The 17106-nt window shown below is 31.1% G+C and carries 20 protein-coding genes, 1 rRNA gene and 1 riboswitch; of the genes, 20 read left to right on the plus strand and 1 reads right to left on the minus strand.

From position 1 onward, the window contains the following. The first annotated feature begins 5 nt into the window (after positions 1-5). From rrf to bsdtw1_RS07755, 12 genes are all read left to right on the plus strand, one after another. Positions 6-123: ribosomal RNA gene (gene rrf / locus bsdtw1_RS07705) — 5S ribosomal RNA — on the plus strand. Between the two features lie 348 nt (positions 124-471). After that, the gene (locus bsdtw1_RS07710; protein WP_183277006.1) at positions 472-618 is read left to right on the plus strand and encodes a helix-turn-helix transcriptional regulator; all 147 of its coding nucleotides are present in this window, start codon (positions 472-474) and stop codon (positions 616-618) included. Then, positions 581-712: a hypothetical protein gene (locus bsdtw1_RS23725; RefSeq protein ID WP_371874750.1), complete on the plus strand. Its 132-nt coding sequence runs from the start codon at positions 581-583 to the stop codon at positions 710-712. The genes bsdtw1_RS07710 and bsdtw1_RS23725 overlap by 38 nt, the downstream gene beginning before the upstream one ends. Before the next feature lie 45 nt (positions 713-757). Continuing rightward, complete coding sequence (locus bsdtw1_RS07715) at positions 758-1327, plus strand: GNAT family N-acetyltransferase (protein ID WP_183277007.1); 570 nt, start codon at positions 758-760, stop codon at positions 1325-1327. A 188-nt stretch (positions 1328-1515) separates the two neighbouring features. Then, a complete protein-coding gene (locus bsdtw1_RS07720) occupies positions 1516-2331 on the plus strand; it encodes a MerR family transcriptional regulator (protein ID WP_183277008.1) in 816 nt (271 codons plus the stop codon). Between the two features lie 160 nt (positions 2332-2491). Further along, positions 2492-3166, plus strand: coding sequence for a methyltransferase family protein (locus bsdtw1_RS07725; protein WP_244638126.1), 675 nt, complete (start codon positions 2492-2494; stop codon positions 3164-3166). A 237-nt stretch (positions 3167-3403) separates the two neighbouring features. Beyond that, positions 3404-3503, plus strand: a riboswitch (purine riboswitch). 400 nt (positions 3504-3903) lie between these two features. Beyond that, entirely contained in the window at positions 3904-5649 is a 1746-nt protein-coding gene (gene ade, locus bsdtw1_RS07730) for an adenine deaminase (RefSeq protein ID WP_183277009.1), read from the plus strand. 171 nt (positions 5650-5820) lie between these two features. Beyond that, a complete protein-coding gene (locus bsdtw1_RS07735; protein WP_183277010.1) occupies positions 5821-6666 on the plus strand; it encodes a sialate O-acetylesterase in 846 nt (281 codons plus the stop codon). A gap of 235 nt (positions 6667-6901) precedes the next feature. Next, positions 6902-7375 carry a flavodoxin gene (locus bsdtw1_RS07740; RefSeq protein ID WP_183277011.1) on the plus strand — a complete coding sequence of 158 codons (474 nt, stop codon included), beginning with the start codon at positions 6902-6904 and terminating at the stop codon, positions 7373-7375. Between the two features lie 133 nt (positions 7376-7508). Further along, positions 7509-7880: a nuclear transport factor 2 family protein gene (locus tag bsdtw1_RS07745; RefSeq protein ID WP_183277012.1), complete on the plus strand. Its 372-nt coding sequence runs from the start codon at positions 7509-7511 to the stop codon at positions 7878-7880. Positions 7881-7991: 111 nt separating this feature from the next. Continuing rightward, positions 7992-8861 carry an AbaSI family restriction endonuclease gene (locus bsdtw1_RS07750; RefSeq protein ID WP_183277013.1) on the plus strand — a complete coding sequence of 290 codons (870 nt, stop codon included), beginning with the start codon at positions 7992-7994 and terminating at the stop codon, positions 8859-8861. A 49-nt stretch (positions 8862-8910) separates the two neighbouring features. After that, a complete protein-coding gene (locus tag bsdtw1_RS07755) occupies positions 8911-9747 on the plus strand; it encodes a hypothetical protein (protein ID WP_183277014.1) in 837 nt (278 codons plus the stop codon). 535 nt (positions 9748-10282) lie between these two features. Here the strand turns inward: bsdtw1_RS07755 and bsdtw1_RS07760 are convergent. After that, positions 10283-10630 (minus strand): winged helix-turn-helix transcriptional regulator, encoded by a 348-nt coding sequence (locus tag bsdtw1_RS07760; RefSeq protein ID WP_183277015.1) that lies wholly within the window; start codon positions 10628-10630, stop codon positions 10283-10285. A 156-nt stretch (positions 10631-10786) separates the two neighbouring features. Between bsdtw1_RS07760 and bsdtw1_RS07765 the strand changes: the two genes are divergently transcribed. The 8 genes from bsdtw1_RS07765 (at position 10787) to bsdtw1_RS07795 (ending at position 16846) form a co-directional block, all read left to right on the plus strand. Further along, entirely contained in the window at positions 10787-11692 is a 906-nt protein-coding gene (locus bsdtw1_RS07765; protein ID WP_183277016.1) for an aldo/keto reductase, read from the plus strand. Between the two features lie 481 nt (positions 11693-12173). Beyond that, positions 12174-12518 carry a recombinase family protein gene (locus bsdtw1_RS23450; protein WP_244638127.1) on the plus strand — a complete coding sequence of 115 codons (345 nt, stop codon included), beginning with the start codon at positions 12174-12176 and terminating at the stop codon, positions 12516-12518. Next, on the plus strand, positions 12413-12847 hold the full coding sequence (locus bsdtw1_RS23455; protein WP_244638129.1) for a recombinase zinc beta ribbon domain-containing protein: 435 nt from the start codon (positions 12413-12415) through the stop codon (positions 12845-12847). Before bsdtw1_RS23450 ends, bsdtw1_RS23455 begins: the two co-directional genes overlap by 106 nt. Before the next feature lie 526 nt (positions 12848-13373). Further along, positions 13374-14156: an SDR family NAD(P)-dependent oxidoreductase gene (locus tag bsdtw1_RS07775; protein ID WP_183277017.1), complete on the plus strand. Its 783-nt coding sequence runs from the start codon at positions 13374-13376 to the stop codon at positions 14154-14156. A gap of 22 nt (positions 14157-14178) precedes the next feature. Beyond that, complete coding sequence (locus bsdtw1_RS07780) at positions 14179-14949, plus strand: EFR1 family ferrodoxin (RefSeq protein ID WP_183277018.1); 771 nt, start codon at positions 14179-14181, stop codon at positions 14947-14949. Positions 14950-14980: 31 nt separating this feature from the next. Continuing rightward, the gene (locus bsdtw1_RS07785) at positions 14981-15973 is read left to right on the plus strand and encodes an AraC family transcriptional regulator (protein WP_183277019.1); all 993 of its coding nucleotides are present in this window, start codon (positions 14981-14983) and stop codon (positions 15971-15973) included. A gap of 101 nt (positions 15974-16074) precedes the next feature. After that, complete coding sequence (locus bsdtw1_RS07790) at positions 16075-16473, plus strand: hypothetical protein (protein WP_183277020.1); 399 nt, start codon at positions 16075-16077, stop codon at positions 16471-16473. Positions 16474-16564: 91 nt separating this feature from the next. After that, the gene (locus bsdtw1_RS07795; protein WP_183277021.1) at positions 16565-16846 is read left to right on the plus strand and encodes a hypothetical protein; all 282 of its coding nucleotides are present in this window, start codon (positions 16565-16567) and stop codon (positions 16844-16846) included. Positions 16847-17106 lie beyond the last annotated feature (260 nt).

Genomic DNA, 17106 nt, shown 5'->3' on the forward strand with positions numbered 1-17106 from the left:
AAAGATCTAGTAATGATGCGTCTAAGGGTTACACCCGTACCCATACCGAACACGAAGGTTAAGACTTAGACGGCTGATGGTACTGCATGGGCGACTGTGTGGGAGAGTAGGTGGTTGCTAGGTAATTAGTATCTGACGATACATAAAAGACTTCACATTTGTGAAGTCTTTTTTATTGCATAAAAAAATATAATTTGGAATAAAAAGCACAGATTATCAAGAAAACTATTTACAGATGTTGTACAATAAATTCAAAGGATTTTTTATTCTTTATTCTTTATCAATTTATAACTCAATTATAGGTATGGGTAAATATGAATAACTACTTAAGATATAATGTGACTTAAAGAATAAAAAATACAAATTTGTAGCTTATAAGTTTCCTCATATGCATTTGAAAAGGCAGATGTGCAAAAAAATCGCTGGAGCGACTTTCTTCAGTGATTTTTTCATAGGAGGTATGAGAAAGAAATGAACTACTATCATAGAATACAAAATTCAATTGAATTTATTGAATTGAATCTTGATCAGAATATTGATGTTGTAGATATAGCATCAAAAGCTTACTTTTCAGCATTTCATTTTCAAAGGGTATTTCAAGCAATTTTCCAATTATGAAAGAAGAGAGGGACCGGATTTTGAAGTAACGGATGTATGTAATTCAATGTATCCTGAAAAGATGAAAATGAAAATATATATACCAGTTAAATGAAACTTTCATCAAGAATAATCTATATAAAAGGAGAAAAGGGTAAATATGAACATAGAGATGATTTTTGGAGATTTTCCTGTCTTAGAATCCGTAAATATAATATTAAAAAGAATTGAAGAAACAGATATCAATGAAGTGTTTGAAATCTACAATAATGAAAAGGTGTTTGAGTTTTGTGGCATTATTCCAAAGAACAATATTGATACCGTGAGAAATATGATTGGTCATTTTGAAAGAGATTATAAAAAGAAAAGTAGGGTTAAGTGGGGTATATTCTCTAAAAATCATGAAAATAAGTTGGTTGGAATTATTGAAGCAATGGATTTTAATCAAAAAGTTAATATGGTCACTATAGGATATTTCCTAGCAGAAAGATACTGGGGAAATGGAATTGCATCTGAGGCTACAAGCTTATTGAGTAAATTTTTATTCGAAACTGCAAATGTTAATCGTATTCAAGCTGAGGTTATGCCTAAAAATATTGCCTCAAAGCATGTACTTATAAAGAATGGATTCATGAAGGAAGGGTTACTTAGACAAGCAAGTTTATGGTCTGGCAAGGGCGTGGTAGACCTAGAGATATACGGTTACCTTAAGGAAGACTATGACAGATAATATTTTTATTATGACAGCGATAAGTATGTTTAACTGGCTTAAACCATAATAATATATATAATCCTGATTACGAAGAAAATTGTTGACGTATTTTTTTCGTAATCAGGATTTTTTTATTAAATATATGACAAATTAAATTTGACTCCACCCTTGGGGTGAGGTTTATAATGCAATCAAGGAGGTGCAAGATGGATAATCAAATTAAAATTAGTGAGTTTGTTAAATTGACTAGAAGTACATTAAAAACGGTTTTGTACTATCACAAAATTGGATTACTACCAGAAAAGAAAAACTCCTCAAATGGATATCGGGTGTACGGCGCCGAAGACCTTGAGAAGATGAGAAAAATTAAACATTTAAAAGCTTTAGGGTTAGATTTAAAGCAAATAAAAGAAATCCTAGGAGATAAAAATAATCATAATACGTTAAGTGAAGTTCTGAAATCGCTACAGTTAGAGCTTTTGAATGAAAGAAGAAAGATAGATGTTCAATTATTTGAAATAGAGACATTGTTAAAGAAAGAGGAAGTTCTTAATGGAGAAATCACTTCTCGGTCGGAAATATTTCAAATTGTTATAGATATATTAGAACCTGATCAAGAGAAGAGTAATATGGAAGCAAACCCAGAATTATTTGAACAAAGAAATAAAGTATTTGGTATCTTAGAAGATTTTCAATGGGGGGAAGAACAAAAGAATAATCTTAGGACTATAGCTGAATATTTTAAACTACATCCTGAGGAATATAAAAAGGCTATTGAGTTTGGAAAACGTCTTTCAAAACTGAAAGATATGTCTGAAGATGACCCTGAAGTGGAGGCTTTAGCAAGGGAAGGCGCAGAATTTATAAACAATGCACCGTTTTTAAAAGAAATGCTTTATAACAAATCTGGTTTCGGCGAAACTAATGAAAATTTATTAAATGAAATGACTAAGAAAGTGCTTTCGCCAGCTCAGATGAAGCATAAGGAACTTATACAAAAATATCTTAATTATAGACCATAAGCTAACTTCCATTTATAAAAATCATTTAATTTTAGCTGCCTGCTCAAATATTATCTCAAGTTTTACATTTTAATTTGAAAAATAATGTTAAGAAGAATCAAGTGTAAAAATATAATTTATAAGTTTATAGGTACATACATTAAAGAAGGAGGTTATTGTTGTGGAAAATAAGAAAAAACAATTTAAAGCGAAGGCATATATAGTTCCAGTGGTATTAATTGCAATCATGGGGCTTATTCTATTTATTCCAGCAGGAACCATAAGGTTCTGGGAAGCCTGGATTTTATGGAGCGGATTTTCATTAATAACTTTTTTCATTGCAGTGTATTTTTCAAAAAAGAGTCCTGAATTTTTAGAGAGAAGAGCAAAGGTGAAAGAAGAAGGAACAACAAAAAAAGCTCCTGCATTTTTAAAATTATATTATCTAGGTTTCATTTTGCCTGGCATTGATTTTCGTTTTAATTGGTCTCATGAAGTTGCATGGTTTATCCTTTTGTCCAACTTAATTGTTTTTGTAGCATATATTTTTATATTTTATGTATTTAAGGTTAATACTTATGCTTCAACGGTTATTCAGGTAGAGAAGAAGCAAGAAGTTATTACAACTGGCCCTTACTCAATAGTTAGACATCCAATGTACTTTGGAATGGTACTAATGTCATTGTTTATACCTCTAGCACTTGGATCATATTTAGCCTTAATCCCAATGCTGTTAATTATACCTTTGATGATATTTAGAATAGAGGGTGAAGAAGAGGTTCTATCAAGAAGTCTTAAGGGGTATAAGGAGTATTGTTTAAAAACTCCGTATAGATTAATACCTTTTGTGTGGTAATTAAATTATATTTAAACTCGCTTTTTATGCGCAAGTTTTTAAAAAGTTATAGCGTTTTCTTTTTTTATTTTATAATTTTATGAAGTTACCTAATTATATAAATTTATATAGGTAAAATTTTAAGAACTTATAGCTTAATTGTTGAATTTAAAATAGGTTTATTGGATTATATGAGTTTTTTCATAGAGGACTATAAATAAAAATTGACAATGTTTATATACTAAGCTATAATTAGTAAAAATTAATAGAAATGAAATTCGTATAACCTCAACAATACGGGTTGAGGGTCTCTACCAGGAACCGTAAAATCCTGATTACGAAGAAAATTGTTGACTCATTTTCTTCGTAATCAGGATTTTTTTATACTTTTCAGCCATATTAAAGGCTATTTTTGAGATTGAGTGGTTATTTATACCATGCTTTAATAGTACTATTTTTCAGGATTATACATTAGATATATAAGTAAATAGTTATAGTATTAGGTGTAGAAGTGGGAAATAAAGATGAAACACTTCTATCCGAGATCTATTTTTAAAACTCTCACAGGTTCTGGTGAAAGAATTTTAAAATATAAATTTGCTACATTCATAAAGAGTAAAAATAAGAAGTGACCAACTATAAAGATTACATTACATACGCTTAAGAGAAGTAATATATGCAAAAAGAATCACAAATAAAAGTACATATTAATTTAGTGGTTTATATAAAGTTAATGATTTTAGTAAGGAGTGTATTTTATGAAGAGTGATATGAATATTTTAAAGAAGAGAATTAAGGTAGCAAGTAAAGAAATAAAAGCGGACTGTGTTGTGAAAAACGGGAAGATAGTAAATGTTTTTACTGGAGATATTAAGAAAGGTGATATAGCAATTGTTGATGGATATATAGCTGGCATTGGTCAATATGAAGGAAATGAAATTATTGATGCTGAGGGTAAGTTTATAGTTCCAGGATTTATTGATGGTCACATGCATATAGAAAGCACAATGCTTACACCACAGGAATTATCAAAAGTTCTTATTCAGCATGGAGTTACTACAGTAATGGCAGATCCTCATGAGATTGCAAATGTTGCAGGTACAGACGGTATTGACTTTATGTTAAACTCATCAGAAGAATTACCTTTAGATGTATTTATTATGCTTCCTTCCTGTGTTCCAGCAACCTCCTTTGGAAGCAGCGGAGCAATACTAAATTCAGAAGATTTAAAGCCTTTTTATTCACATCCAAGGGTTTTAGGACTTGCAGAAGTTATGGACTTCCCATCTATTGTGAATTTAAATGAAGGGATGTTAGAGAAAATTGCTGATGCACATTCAAATAGAAGTATTATAGATGGTCATGCAGCAGGACTTAGTAGAGAAGAACTAAACGTATATGTAGCTGCAGGAATTTATGCTGATCATGAATGTGTGGATGTAGAGGAAGCAAAGGATCGTCTAGAATTAGGAATGTATTTAATGATTAGAGAAGGAACTGCCGCCAAAGAACTAAAAAAGCTCTTGCCAGTAATTACTCCTATAAATTCAAGAAGATGCATATTAGTTACAGATGATAAATTACCAGATGATTTGATTGCGGAAGGCAGTGTAGATTATAATGTAAGGCTTGCAATAAAAGAAGGCTTAGATCCTGTGACAGCCATTCAAATGGTAACAATTAATACAGCCGAATTTTTTGGACTTCGTAGTTTTGGAGCAATTGCACCGGGGTATCAGGCCGATTTATTAATATTAGATGACTTACAAAGTATTTCAATTGATAAGGTTATTAAAAAAGGAAAATCTGTTGTAGATAGTGGGAAGATAAATAAAGAAGCCTTTAATGATGAAGACATAAGTAAAGCTTTAGCCTTGAAATTGCCTAAAATAAATATGAAAGAACTAAAAGAAAATGCTTTTGAAATACCTTTATCCTCTGATTTATGCAATATAATAGAGATAGTTCCTAATAGTTTAATCACACATCATAGAATTGAAGAAGTTGATATAAATAAAGGTATGTTTAGCCCTTCTATTTCAAAGGATCAATTAAAGATGGCTGTAATAGAAAGACACCACTCAACAGGAAATATTGGACTTGGAATTGTTAAAGGCTTTGGCATAAAAAATGGAGCCATTGCAACAACGGTTGCTCATGATTCTCATAACATCGTTGTTGTAGGAACCTCTGATGAAGAAATGTTTTTAGCGGTTAATCGTCTTATAGAGATGGGGGGAGGAATTGCAGTTGCTTCTGGAAAAGAAGTTGTAGCATCCCTGCCACTTGCTATAGGCGGATTAATGTCTGAAAATAGCTATCTAGAAGTTAAAGAGCAGCTTCGTACTTTAAATCAAGCTCTTAGTGTAATAGGAGCTGATAAAGACTTTAATCCTTTTTTAACTTTATCCTTTTTAACTCTTCCGGTTATTCCAGAAATTAAATTGACTGATGCAGGATTATTTGAATTTAAGACATTTTCTAATATAAAGGTTCAAGCTTAAAATTTTTTGATGTATATAACTTATAATTAAGAAAAAAACTATGGAGAACTAAATCCTAGCTCAAAAACAACTCTATATTATTTTTGAGCTAGGATATTTGTGTATTTGATTATAAAATAAAAGTACATGTTGGTAGTACTGAACATAAAAACTAAGGAGGAAAAAATAATTATGATACATTCTTTTTTAATGGTTGGTCAATCAAATATGGCTGGGCGTGGATTCTTAAAAGAGGTTCCTATGATTTGCAATGAACGTATAAAAATGCTACGAAATGGACGATGGCAGATCATGACTGAGCCTATAAATTTCGATAGACCTTATTCCGGAGTTGGACCTGCAGCTTCTTTTGCCGCTGCATGGTGTAAGAAAAACCAAAACGAAGAAATAGGACTAATACCTTGTGCCGAAGGTTCAACAAGTATAGATGATTGGTCAGAAGATGGTCCATTATTTAAACACGCTATATTTCAAGCAAAGCTAGCAAAAGAAAGCAGCAAGCTTGATGGAATACTATGGCACCAAGGTGAAAATGAATGTTCTCCAGGGCGTTACAAACTTTATCATGATAAGTTTTTAAAAGTCATTGAAGCATTTCGTAGAGAACTTGATGAGCCAAGTATACCAATTATTATGGGTGGAATAGGAGAGTATTTAGATAGTGGATTTCTAGGCAATTATTTTCCTGAACATCCTGAAGTAACTCAGGTAATAATGGAATTTGCAAAGGCAAATAACAATTGTTATTTCGTTACAGCATCAGGACTAACACCAAATCCAGATGGTATTCATATTAACGCAGCTTCGCAGAGAATATTTGGACTTAGATACTTTGAGGCCTATGATAAACTTAAACATATATTAGAGCCTCTAGAAAATGAAGAAGCTGCTATACATATAGATAGTGAAAGACCCTTAACAAAGACCGAAAAGCTTACAATATTAGAGGGGCAATTTGCCGGAGGACATATAACCTTAGAGGCATATCTAGCAGAGTTATCAAAGATAAATGCATAAGTATAGTGATCGTTACTATATTTTTAGTTTATGAAAATAGAATTACTAAAATTATAAAGAAGTATGAGTTAGAAGACTGTGCCAAGGCATGGTCTTCTTTTAATAATTGAAGAATTATATTATATATGACTATTCGTATAATATGGAGAAGTTGTATTCTAATGGTATAATATATTGGTGGATATAGGTTTAATGTAATAAAGACAATATAGATAAAAGGTAAGGAAATAAATATATGAGTAAAACGTTAATTGTTTATTATTCGCTCTTTCAAAATACAAAGAATGTAGCACTAGAAATATCAGAACAAACTGGTGGAACTGTAATAGAATTAATCCCTGAAAAGAAGTATTCCTTTGATTATAATACTGCTGCAAAAGAGGTAAGAAGTGAAATTTCCAGAGGATATTGCCCTAAGCTAACGTCTGGTAATAAGCCAATTGAGGAGTATGAAACAATATTTATAGGCACACCTAACTGGTTTAAAACAGTAGCCCCACCAGTGATGAGCTTTCTTAGACAACATAATTTTGCAGGGAAAACTGTAATTCCATTTTGCACTCATGGAGGCGGAGGTTTTGGGCAAATTGAAAAAGATATTGCTAAGGAATGTTCAGGAGCATCTATGTTACCTGGGCTTGCTGTAAATGGCGCGGCACAATCAGAAGACATTAGTAATTGGCTTAAAACTATTGGATTTCAATTATAATATATAGATGAACCACTTCATAATTAAACTTATATTTTCAAATTCTCCTCTCAGAACCCAGAGAAGTTTTGAAAACAGATTTCGGATTGAAGAAGTTTATATTTAAAAATAAATTAGAAAAGAGGAAAAAACTATGGAAAGTATGCAAAAAGAAATAGCAAAAGCTTTTCTTCAAGGAGTTGTAACTGATAAAGTTCGTGAAGTCTATGATTTATATACATTACCTGACTTTAAACATCACAATGGATTCTTTAGTGGTGATAGGGAATCACTTTTACAAGGTATGATACAAAGTAATGAAATGTTTCCGAATAAGAAGTTAACAATAAAACTTGCAGTGGCTGAGTCTCCATATGTTACTGTGTTTTCACATGTTCAGATAACAGAAGGTAAAGAAGCAGCGGTTGTACATATATATCGTTTTAAAGGTGAAAAGATAGCTGAGATGTGGGATATATCTCAAGAGGTGTCTAAGGATTCTCCTAATAAAAATGGAGTGTTTTAACAAGAAGTGTAGAATTTTTTAGGTTCATTAATGGTGAACCGTACCATAAGTGAATGAGGTTTTTTCTGGGAGTGGCAATTATAAGTACCAACTTAAAAATGGAGGCTACAAATGACTAAGTATGAATATATATTGAGACAATTTTCAAAGACAAATAAAAAAAACTATGAGAACTATGTGGTTACAAGAATATGGCATAGGCTTGATTCTTTAGACTATAAGTTTGTGACACAGCAGTATGTCTTAAGAGCAAACGGTAAATATGCACTCACAGATATGTATTTTCCGCAATGTAAAATACATATAGAGGTAGACGAGTCTCATCATCAGTTCAATGTCACAAATGATAAAATTCGCGAAAATGACATAGTAAACATAACTGGACATGAGATCATAAGAGTTGATGTTACTAAAGGGGTTGAAGATATAAACCTACAAATCGAGAAAATAATTGAAATGATACGTGAAAAGCGTGTCCATATGAAGGATGAATTTGTAGCATGGGAACCCAATTTGGAAGTATCAACGGCAACATATATAGAGAAGGGGTATATAGACAGAAAAGACAATGTTGCTTTTAAACGAGAATCTGATGCTATAAATTGCTTTGGAGTCAACTACAAAGGGTGGCAAAGAGGTGGTGCCAAGCATCCTAGAGAAGAAGGTGTCCATATTTGGTTTCCAAAACTCTATAAGAATGGTCTGTGGGATAATAGCATAACCGATGATGAAGAAATTATATATGAAAAGTCAATGGAAGACAGCAAAGTAGATAGTCATATTGATGAAATAATAACTTATAGAGATAAGAAGCGTATCGTATTTGCAAGAGTGAAAGATTCACTAGGGGAGGTAATGTATCGATTCATGGGAGAATATCACTTGAATATTTATGAAACTAAGGCTCAAAGAAGGCTTGTGTGGGAAAGAAAGAAGACTAGAGTAAGGACATATGCATGTAATCTACCTGAGACCACTTAGGTGTTTAATTGATTTAAAAATATATTTATTTTAAAAGGGGTAATTAATAATGAATTTAATTGGAAAAGAAGTGGCGCACAAAATATTTGGTATTGGGAAAATAGTAGCTCAGGCCCATGAACATTTTAATGTGAAGTTTGTTAATGAGGAAAAAAGGTTTCAGTATCCTTTAGCTTTTGAAGGTTTTTTAGTATTATTGGATGATGACCTTAATCAAGAATTATTAAAAGAGATTGCGTTTATAAAAGATGAAATCAAAAAAGTGGCTGAGGAAACAGTGAAGAATAATCAAAATACTAAAATGTCTGATACCAAAAAAACAGGAAGTTATAAAAAAGAACATAAACAAAGCAAAGAGATGATAAGCATTCATAAAAATTGTTTTAATTATTTGATTAATTATCAAAAGGAACATAAAGATTTTTATTTTATTCCAAGAAAAGTGAATAATCAAAATAGACTAGAAGAAGGATATTACTTTATCGGAAATGAGCATTATCTGATGATTACTTTCTGGTATGGGGGAGACGGCGTTGAAAAAATTCATAACATTAATTTTGGTATAACTGAATCCGAAGAGTGCTATATTGAAATAAGTTCAAGGGATGATGAAAATAAAGCAAAATATTTGAGAGATGTTGTTAGGATTTTGGAAGAAAAACAACATTACAAATTTGATGAAATTAAGGAAAATAAGTGGCGTTTAGATTATGCTAAAGGATTAAGCTATTTGGAAGTATTAGAAAGTTTCATTTTGATCGAAAAGTCTATTATTGACGAGTATATTAAATTAAATTCAGGGATAGGAATTGAAGCTGCTAATAAGGAAATGGATAGTAAATACGTAAAGAGAATATTGGATATGCAAATGCACAAAGATCTTTAATTGAACGAACTGCATCGAAAAGGTGTAGATGCAGTCAGCCGAAGTGATTTGAAGAAGTATAACATGACTTTTGAAGGAAGAAACCTTGTGTTTTCTTCACAAGCGATACAAGGGTGTAAAGGCTAAAAGAGCCTTTTGTGGTTATCCAAACGATAAATACAGAAAAACTTCACTTGTCAATGGTATGGTGAATCATATCATAAGTAAATAAGGTTTTTACTAAGTTTAGGTGATTGACAATTGTTGTATTAGGAGGAATTTTAATATGATTTATTAAAATAGTAATGAAAGATTATATGTTGAATTACTAAGAGAAAATTTTTGAAAAATCTTAACAGAATTAGATTTAGCATATAGTGGGGAAAGGGAAAGGAAGCAAAAGAAATATTTAAGAACCATCCGCAAATATCTTATGCTTATAGTATGGGGTATAACAAAACATTTTGCTATTATTTAAGCTAATAATTTGAAAGAGGTACTCATCGTAGGGCGGATGGAGTGCTTTTTCATTTGTTTTAAAACATTTAATACCTATTTATAATATTTCCATTCCTGCTTCCTTCATATAATCTTTTCCCCAATTCTCCATCATTTGTATGACAGGTATAAACTTTTCTCCCATTTCAGTAAGGCTATATTCAACTCTTGGAGGAACCTCATTATATGATTTTCTAAATACAAGATTATCATCTTCAAGTTCTCTTAAATGTTGAGTAAGCATTTTTTGAGTAAGGGCAGAATCATTGAATGCTCTTTTTAACTCTGAAAATCTCATTACTTTATTGTGAGCTAGAAACCATATTATTGAAAGTTTCCATTTTCCTAATATTATTCGTTGAGTTAATAGTAAAGGACATCCTTCTTCCCAATCATTAACTTTCATATAAATCACCTTCTAAGTTACTTATTAGTAACTATACCACAAAAAAGTACCTAATTTCAATATTTTTACTATTCATTTATAATAAGTGTAAATCAAGTAGCTATTAAAAAATATTTACTGGTAAATAAATTTTTAACATACTGGAGGTGTTATAAAATGAAAAAAATTCAACTTGGAAAATCAGCTATTAATGCATCTGTTATAGGGTTAGGTGCTATAAATTTTGGTACTACTATTAGAGAGGATACTACATTTAAACTAATGGATGACTATGTGCTAAATGGGGGGAATTTAATCGATACATCAAACAATTATGCAGTATGGAATGGCGGAGACGGAGGGGAAAGTGAAAAAACGATAGGTAAGTGGATAAAGAAAAATGGTAAAAACAAAGATCTTTTTATTGCAACAAAACTTGGAGCTTTACCAAAAGAAAATGGGAAAAGAGATTTTTCAGATATGCAGGGTTTAAGTCGTTCTGTTATTATCGACAGTGTTAATAAATCTTTAGATAATTTGAATGTAGACTGTATTGATATATTATATTTACATGTTGATGATTTTAATACACCGCAGGAAGAAACTCTTGGTACATTAAATGAACTTGTAAATAGAGGACTAATAAAAGAAATTGGTTGCAGTAATTTTAGAACATGGCGTATAGAAAGTGCACGAAATATATGCTTGAAAAATAACTATAAATTTTTTTGTGCTGTACAGCAGAGGTTTAGTTATTTATCACCTACAATGGACTCAGATTTCTTTCCACAGGTACCAGCTAGCAGAGAATTAGAAAGTTATATAAATTATCATAAAGATTTAACGCTCATAGCATATTCACCTTTATTAGGCGGACAATATAATACGTCCAAAATAAAAAAAGATGAATATAAAACATACTTTAATGAAAATAAATTAAAAGAATTATTAGATGAACAAAGTGACCCTAACTCATATGTTCTTAATTATATAAATAATCAATTCGGTGGCAGTGTTGCTTTAGTTACAACTTCTAAAGTTGATCATTTAAATAATATAATGCAGTCAGAATTCTTTAAGTAAGCCTCCAAATCTTTGATTTGGAAAGGGGAACTTACCTAACTAACGAAAGTGAGTCGGGGGTAATTTAAAAGTTAGAAAACTAGATAACCATTGATATTATTTGCTTAAGGCTGCTTTCATCAAGTGGGAATGCTGTATAATAAGTAATGATGTAGGAGGATATATAACATGCACTCACTTTTGTTATATATTAACAAATGTTGTAGTAAGTATTCTAAAATTAGAATGTGTAATATAGAGAAAAAATCTCACTTGGGTGTGATACGGGGAACCGTATCTTAAATAACGGAGGTTTTTTTACATTAATGTATGTAGATCCGTAACATAAGTGACGGACTACTTTTAAAATAATAAGCTGAATCCTAAGCGAAGAATGAACATTATTCTAGATTTGTTTCCGCATACATTACAAGACGAGAGTCCTTCAATAAGTGAGAACTCTACCTAGGGGATTAGAAGAAAATTTGAACAAGGAAAAGTGGTGGTAAATCATAATAAATTTTTAGGTTATGATAAAGATGAAGAAGGTAACCTTATAATTAATGAAAAACAAGCCAAGATTGTAAGAAGAATTTATAAGGATTACCTTGATGGAAAAGGTTCAAATAGGATTGCAAGAGAACTTGAAGAAGAGGGGGTTAAAGGTTGGAATGGGAAAGCTAAATGGTATGAAAGTACTATAAGGGGAATATTAACTAATGAAAAATATAAGGAGATGCATTGCTTCAAAAAACGTGTACGGTGGATTTTCTTACTAAGAAAAGAGTGGATAGTAATGGTGAAGTTCAGAAGTATTATGTTGAAGAAAGCCATCCTGCAATTATAGATAAAGAAATGTGGGAAGCTGTGCAACTAGAAATGGAAAGAGGGCTGGTATTTGCTGAAACTTATGGTGTATTTAAATTAGACTATGCCACACTTGATAATCCTTTTGCAGGAAGAGTTATGTGTGGACGCTGTAGCAGTATATTTGGAAGAAAGACATGGAATTCTACAAATGAAAATCTTAAAAGAAAGGTTTGGATGTGCAGCAATAGGTATAAAGTAAAAGGTGAGAAAGGCTGCCAGAATAAGCACATTGATGATAAGGTTTTATACCAAACTTTTATAAATACCGTCAATGCTATTATTGAGAATAAAGATTACTTTATGTAGAAGTGGAAGGGTGCACTTAAGAGTGAGAATGTTCTAGTAAGGTATAGGTTAAAGCAGTTTATAAAAATTATTGAAAAAGCAGAACCAATAAAAGAATTTGATGTAAATTTATTTTTAAAGCTAATTGAGAAGACGACTGTGTTTGAAGTGGAAAAGATTATTGTAAGATTGCTTGATGGAACTGAGATAGAAGTTGTAATTGGATAATACATTTTAAGGAGCTGGTTAGAGTGTAGGTGTTTTCACTTTAACAGGCTCTTTTTCACATAAAAAATAAAACTTAAAATAGAATAGTGAGGTGGCGTAATTTGAGAAAATAAATATGTATTAGGAGAACCAATGTTAGCTAAAGATAAATAACTTTTTATAATTAATAAGAAGTACAGTGGCGCAAATTGACAAAAACATGGCGTATAATGATGTTAAAATGTAATAAGATAAAGAATATAATCTTAACATAAGATAAAAATAAATTTGTTGATGTAATAGATGACTATTAGATCTATAAAATACAGGAGGGTTATATATGAATAAAAAAGTAGCACTAATTACAGGAGCATCAAGTGGAATAGGAAGAGAGTTTGCTCGCATTCATGCAGCAAATGGTGGAGACCTTGTTATAATTGCAAGAAGAGAAGATAAATTAAATGAACTGAAACAAGAATTAGAAAAGAAACATAATGTTAAGGTAAAAGTTGTTGCAAAGGACTTAACATTACCTCAGGCATCTATTGAGATATATAATGAAGTAAACGAAGCAGGCATCAAAGTAGATTACCTTATAAATAATGCTGGATTTGGCGGACGTGGTTATTTCCATGAACGCCCAATGGAATTAGATTTACAAATGATTCAAGTTAATATAGTTACATTAACTACTTTAACAAGATTATTTTTGCCTGACTTTGTAAAAAGAAATAGTGGAAAAATACTAAATGTATCATCAACAGCAGCACTTATGGCTGGTCCATTGCAAGCAGTTTACTATGCTTCAAAAGCTTATGTTTTATCTTTTAGCAATGCAATAGCACAAGAATTACATGCTACAAATGTAACAGTTACAGCACTATTACCTGGTGCAACAGAAACAGAATTTGCAAAAACTTCTGATATGGGCAATACTGCTGTTTTTGCAAAGACAGTAAGTCCACAAGATGTAGCTAAAGAAGGATATGATGCAATGTTAAAAGGTGAATTAGATGTTATCGCAGGGGTTACAGCTTCCCAAAAAGTTATGATGGGTATGTTGAAATTTATGCCTAAAAAATTAATGCTAAAGCAAGTATATCAATTACAGCAAGAAAAATAAAAATGCTAAGGGAGTAAAGTAAATGATTTTTTATTTCACAGGAACCGGAAATTCGGGATATGTAGCAAGCGAAATAGCAAAGGCAAATAATGATACTATCACTTCTATTTCTAAACTAATTAATGAAGAAAAAGAATTAGAATTTACTTTAAAGGATGGAGAAGTGATTGGGATTATATATCCTATTTATGCTTATGCACCTCCGAAGATGGTAATGGAATTTATTAAAAATATTAAATTTAATAATTATAAGAATAATTATGTTTTTTCATTAGCTACTTGTGGTGGTGATGCAGGAAATGCCATGGAATTAATAAAAAAAGAGCTTAATAATAAAGGTATGACTCTAAATAGTGGATTTTCAATTATCATGCCCAATAATGAAATAATTCATGGAAATGTAGATTCAAAAGAAGTAGAGATAAGAAAGCTTCAAAATGTCAAAAATGAAATAAAAAATATAAACACTTTGATAAAAGCAAGAAGACAAAATATATCTGAGCTTGAAAAAGGATTAATATCAAAGTTCTTGACTAATGCAATGAATCCTATTTTTCAAATTTTTTTTAAAACTGATGTATTAAAATTTTATGAAACGGATGATTGTATATCATGTGGAAAGTGTGAAAAAGTATGTAATTCAAATATAATAACATTAGTAAAAGGAAAACCTCAATGGAATGGTGAGTGTTGTCAATGTTTAGCATGTATTAATTATTGTCCTAAAAAGGCAATACAGTATGGCAAATCAACAGTTAAAAAGGGAAGATACACTAATCCGTATTTCAAATAAATAGATACCAGTATCCATAAGGGGAGATTAAATGCCTAATAATAGATTTATCATAGATAGAAAATTTGCAGATTTAATAGAAAGTGTTGGAATATCAATTACAGAAGCGCTAAAAAAGTCCGACTTACCTGAAGATTTATTTAGTCATCAAATACCTTCCTTAACAGCTATTGAATATATAAGACTTATGGAAGCACTAAAAGATTTATCAATTGATGAGTGCACGCCAATAAAGATTGGTACAATAGAAAATTTAGAAACATTTTCTCCACCTGTATTTGCGGCTTATTGCAGTAAAAATGTATTAACTTGTATGAAAAGATTAGCAACATATAAAAAACTAATAGGGCCATTAGTATTTCTCGTTAATGAAAATAAAGATGACATAACATTGGAGATTACTTTTGAAAATGAAGAAAATGAATTACCAGAGTTTTTGGTTGCAATAGAAATGGTATTTTTACTACAACTTATGAGAAATGCTACTAAAAATCATATTGTACCTAAAGAAGTAATGACAAAGCACAAAATAGATAATGATAATTATGAAAAGTTTTTTGGAGTAAAACCTAAAATAGGACTAAGAAACATATTGACCATATCAAAGGAAGATGCACTACGTCCTTTTATAAGCCAAAATGATGTTATGTGGGAGTACTTTGAACCTGAATTGAGAAGACGACTTGGTGAATTAGATATAGACGATACATATGCAGCTAGAGTAAGAAGTGCACTTATAGAACTTTTACCTGCAGGAGAAGGAAGTATAGATGATGTGTCATCAAAATTAGGATGCAGCACAAGAACTCTTCAAAGAAAATTAAAGGAAGAAGATACTACCTTTCAAAAACAACTAAACCATACTAGAGAACTACTTGCAAGGCATTATTTAAAAAACTCAGATATGATAAGTGATGATATAGCTTATCTCTTAGGGTATCAAGATTTAAATTCTTTTGTAAGAGCATTTCATATATGGACTGATATGACAATAAGTGAGTATAAAAAGAAAAAAAAGAATTAATTTTTCAAAACAAAAATTATATTTTAACAGTTTTAATAATATTTTAAGATTATTATTACGGGAATAGTGATATTAAAACTTACGGAGGAAGGATGAGGGTTATGTATAAATTTGATAATCAACTACCAAAAACAACAACTTCTTGGAAAGAAAGAGGAATTTTTTATATTAAACATACAAGTTTTCGTGTAACAATGGAGGAGGCATATGCAATTGGAGAATTGTTAAAAGTAGCATTTAGGGATAAAGATACAAGGACAGTTGTTATTGATAATCATGAAGCGCAAGGAGTTTGGACACAAGAAGTTAATAAAGTTTGGGAAAAGGTATATGTTGAGGTTAAAGGTGAAAAACCAAAGAAGACTGTTACGTTAACGAATAGTGTTACTGCTGCAATGCAGATTAATCGACTTTCTAAAAACAGTGGTGCTGAAAATATATCAAAAGCCTTTTACAGTGATTTTAATGACGAGGTAAAGGCATTTATAAATGAAGAGTAAAAATTTCCAGAGATATAGAAGATGAGTAACCTATAGTGTTGACTCTTCACGCCATTTGAGTGATTAATACTCAAAAAGGGGTGATGAAATAATGACAGATGAACAAAGCGAAAAAATTAAACAGATGCGCCAGCAAGGTATAGGATATAAGCAGATATCAAATGTAACTGGATTATCAAGAGATTCTGTAAGAGGATATTTCAGGAGACATGGTTTATATGGTTTTAGCAAAGAGATAGCAATGCAGCATAAGATGTTAGCGCGGGAAGAATTCATATATGTACTTTGTCTCCAACGTAGCAAAGAAATCAAGCAAAATGCTACAGGAGAAAGAGAAAATACGGCTGTATGGAATGTAAGATTTCAGCCTTAGAACCCCTTACTAAAAAAAGACCCAGGGGGTCGTTGAAAAATATTTGCGAAATTGTATTTAGGGCTTGTATACACACACGTTGAGTGCGTAGTATTGATAACAAGAGCGGAAAAGTAAAGGGGTTGGAAAGGCCTGAAATAAGTAGATTATGAGGCTTTTAACTCGAAAACCGGAGCATGAAAATCATGATTTATCGCTTCATGGGAACAAGTCAAAGAGGTGGATTTTGACCCGTACAGAGAGATAAGATGATCATTAAT

It is taken from the genome of Clostridium fungisolvens (assembly GCF_014193895.1).
Taxonomy (GTDB): Bacteria; Bacillota; Clostridia; order Clostridiales; family Clostridiaceae; genus Clostridium_AR; species Clostridium_AR fungisolvens.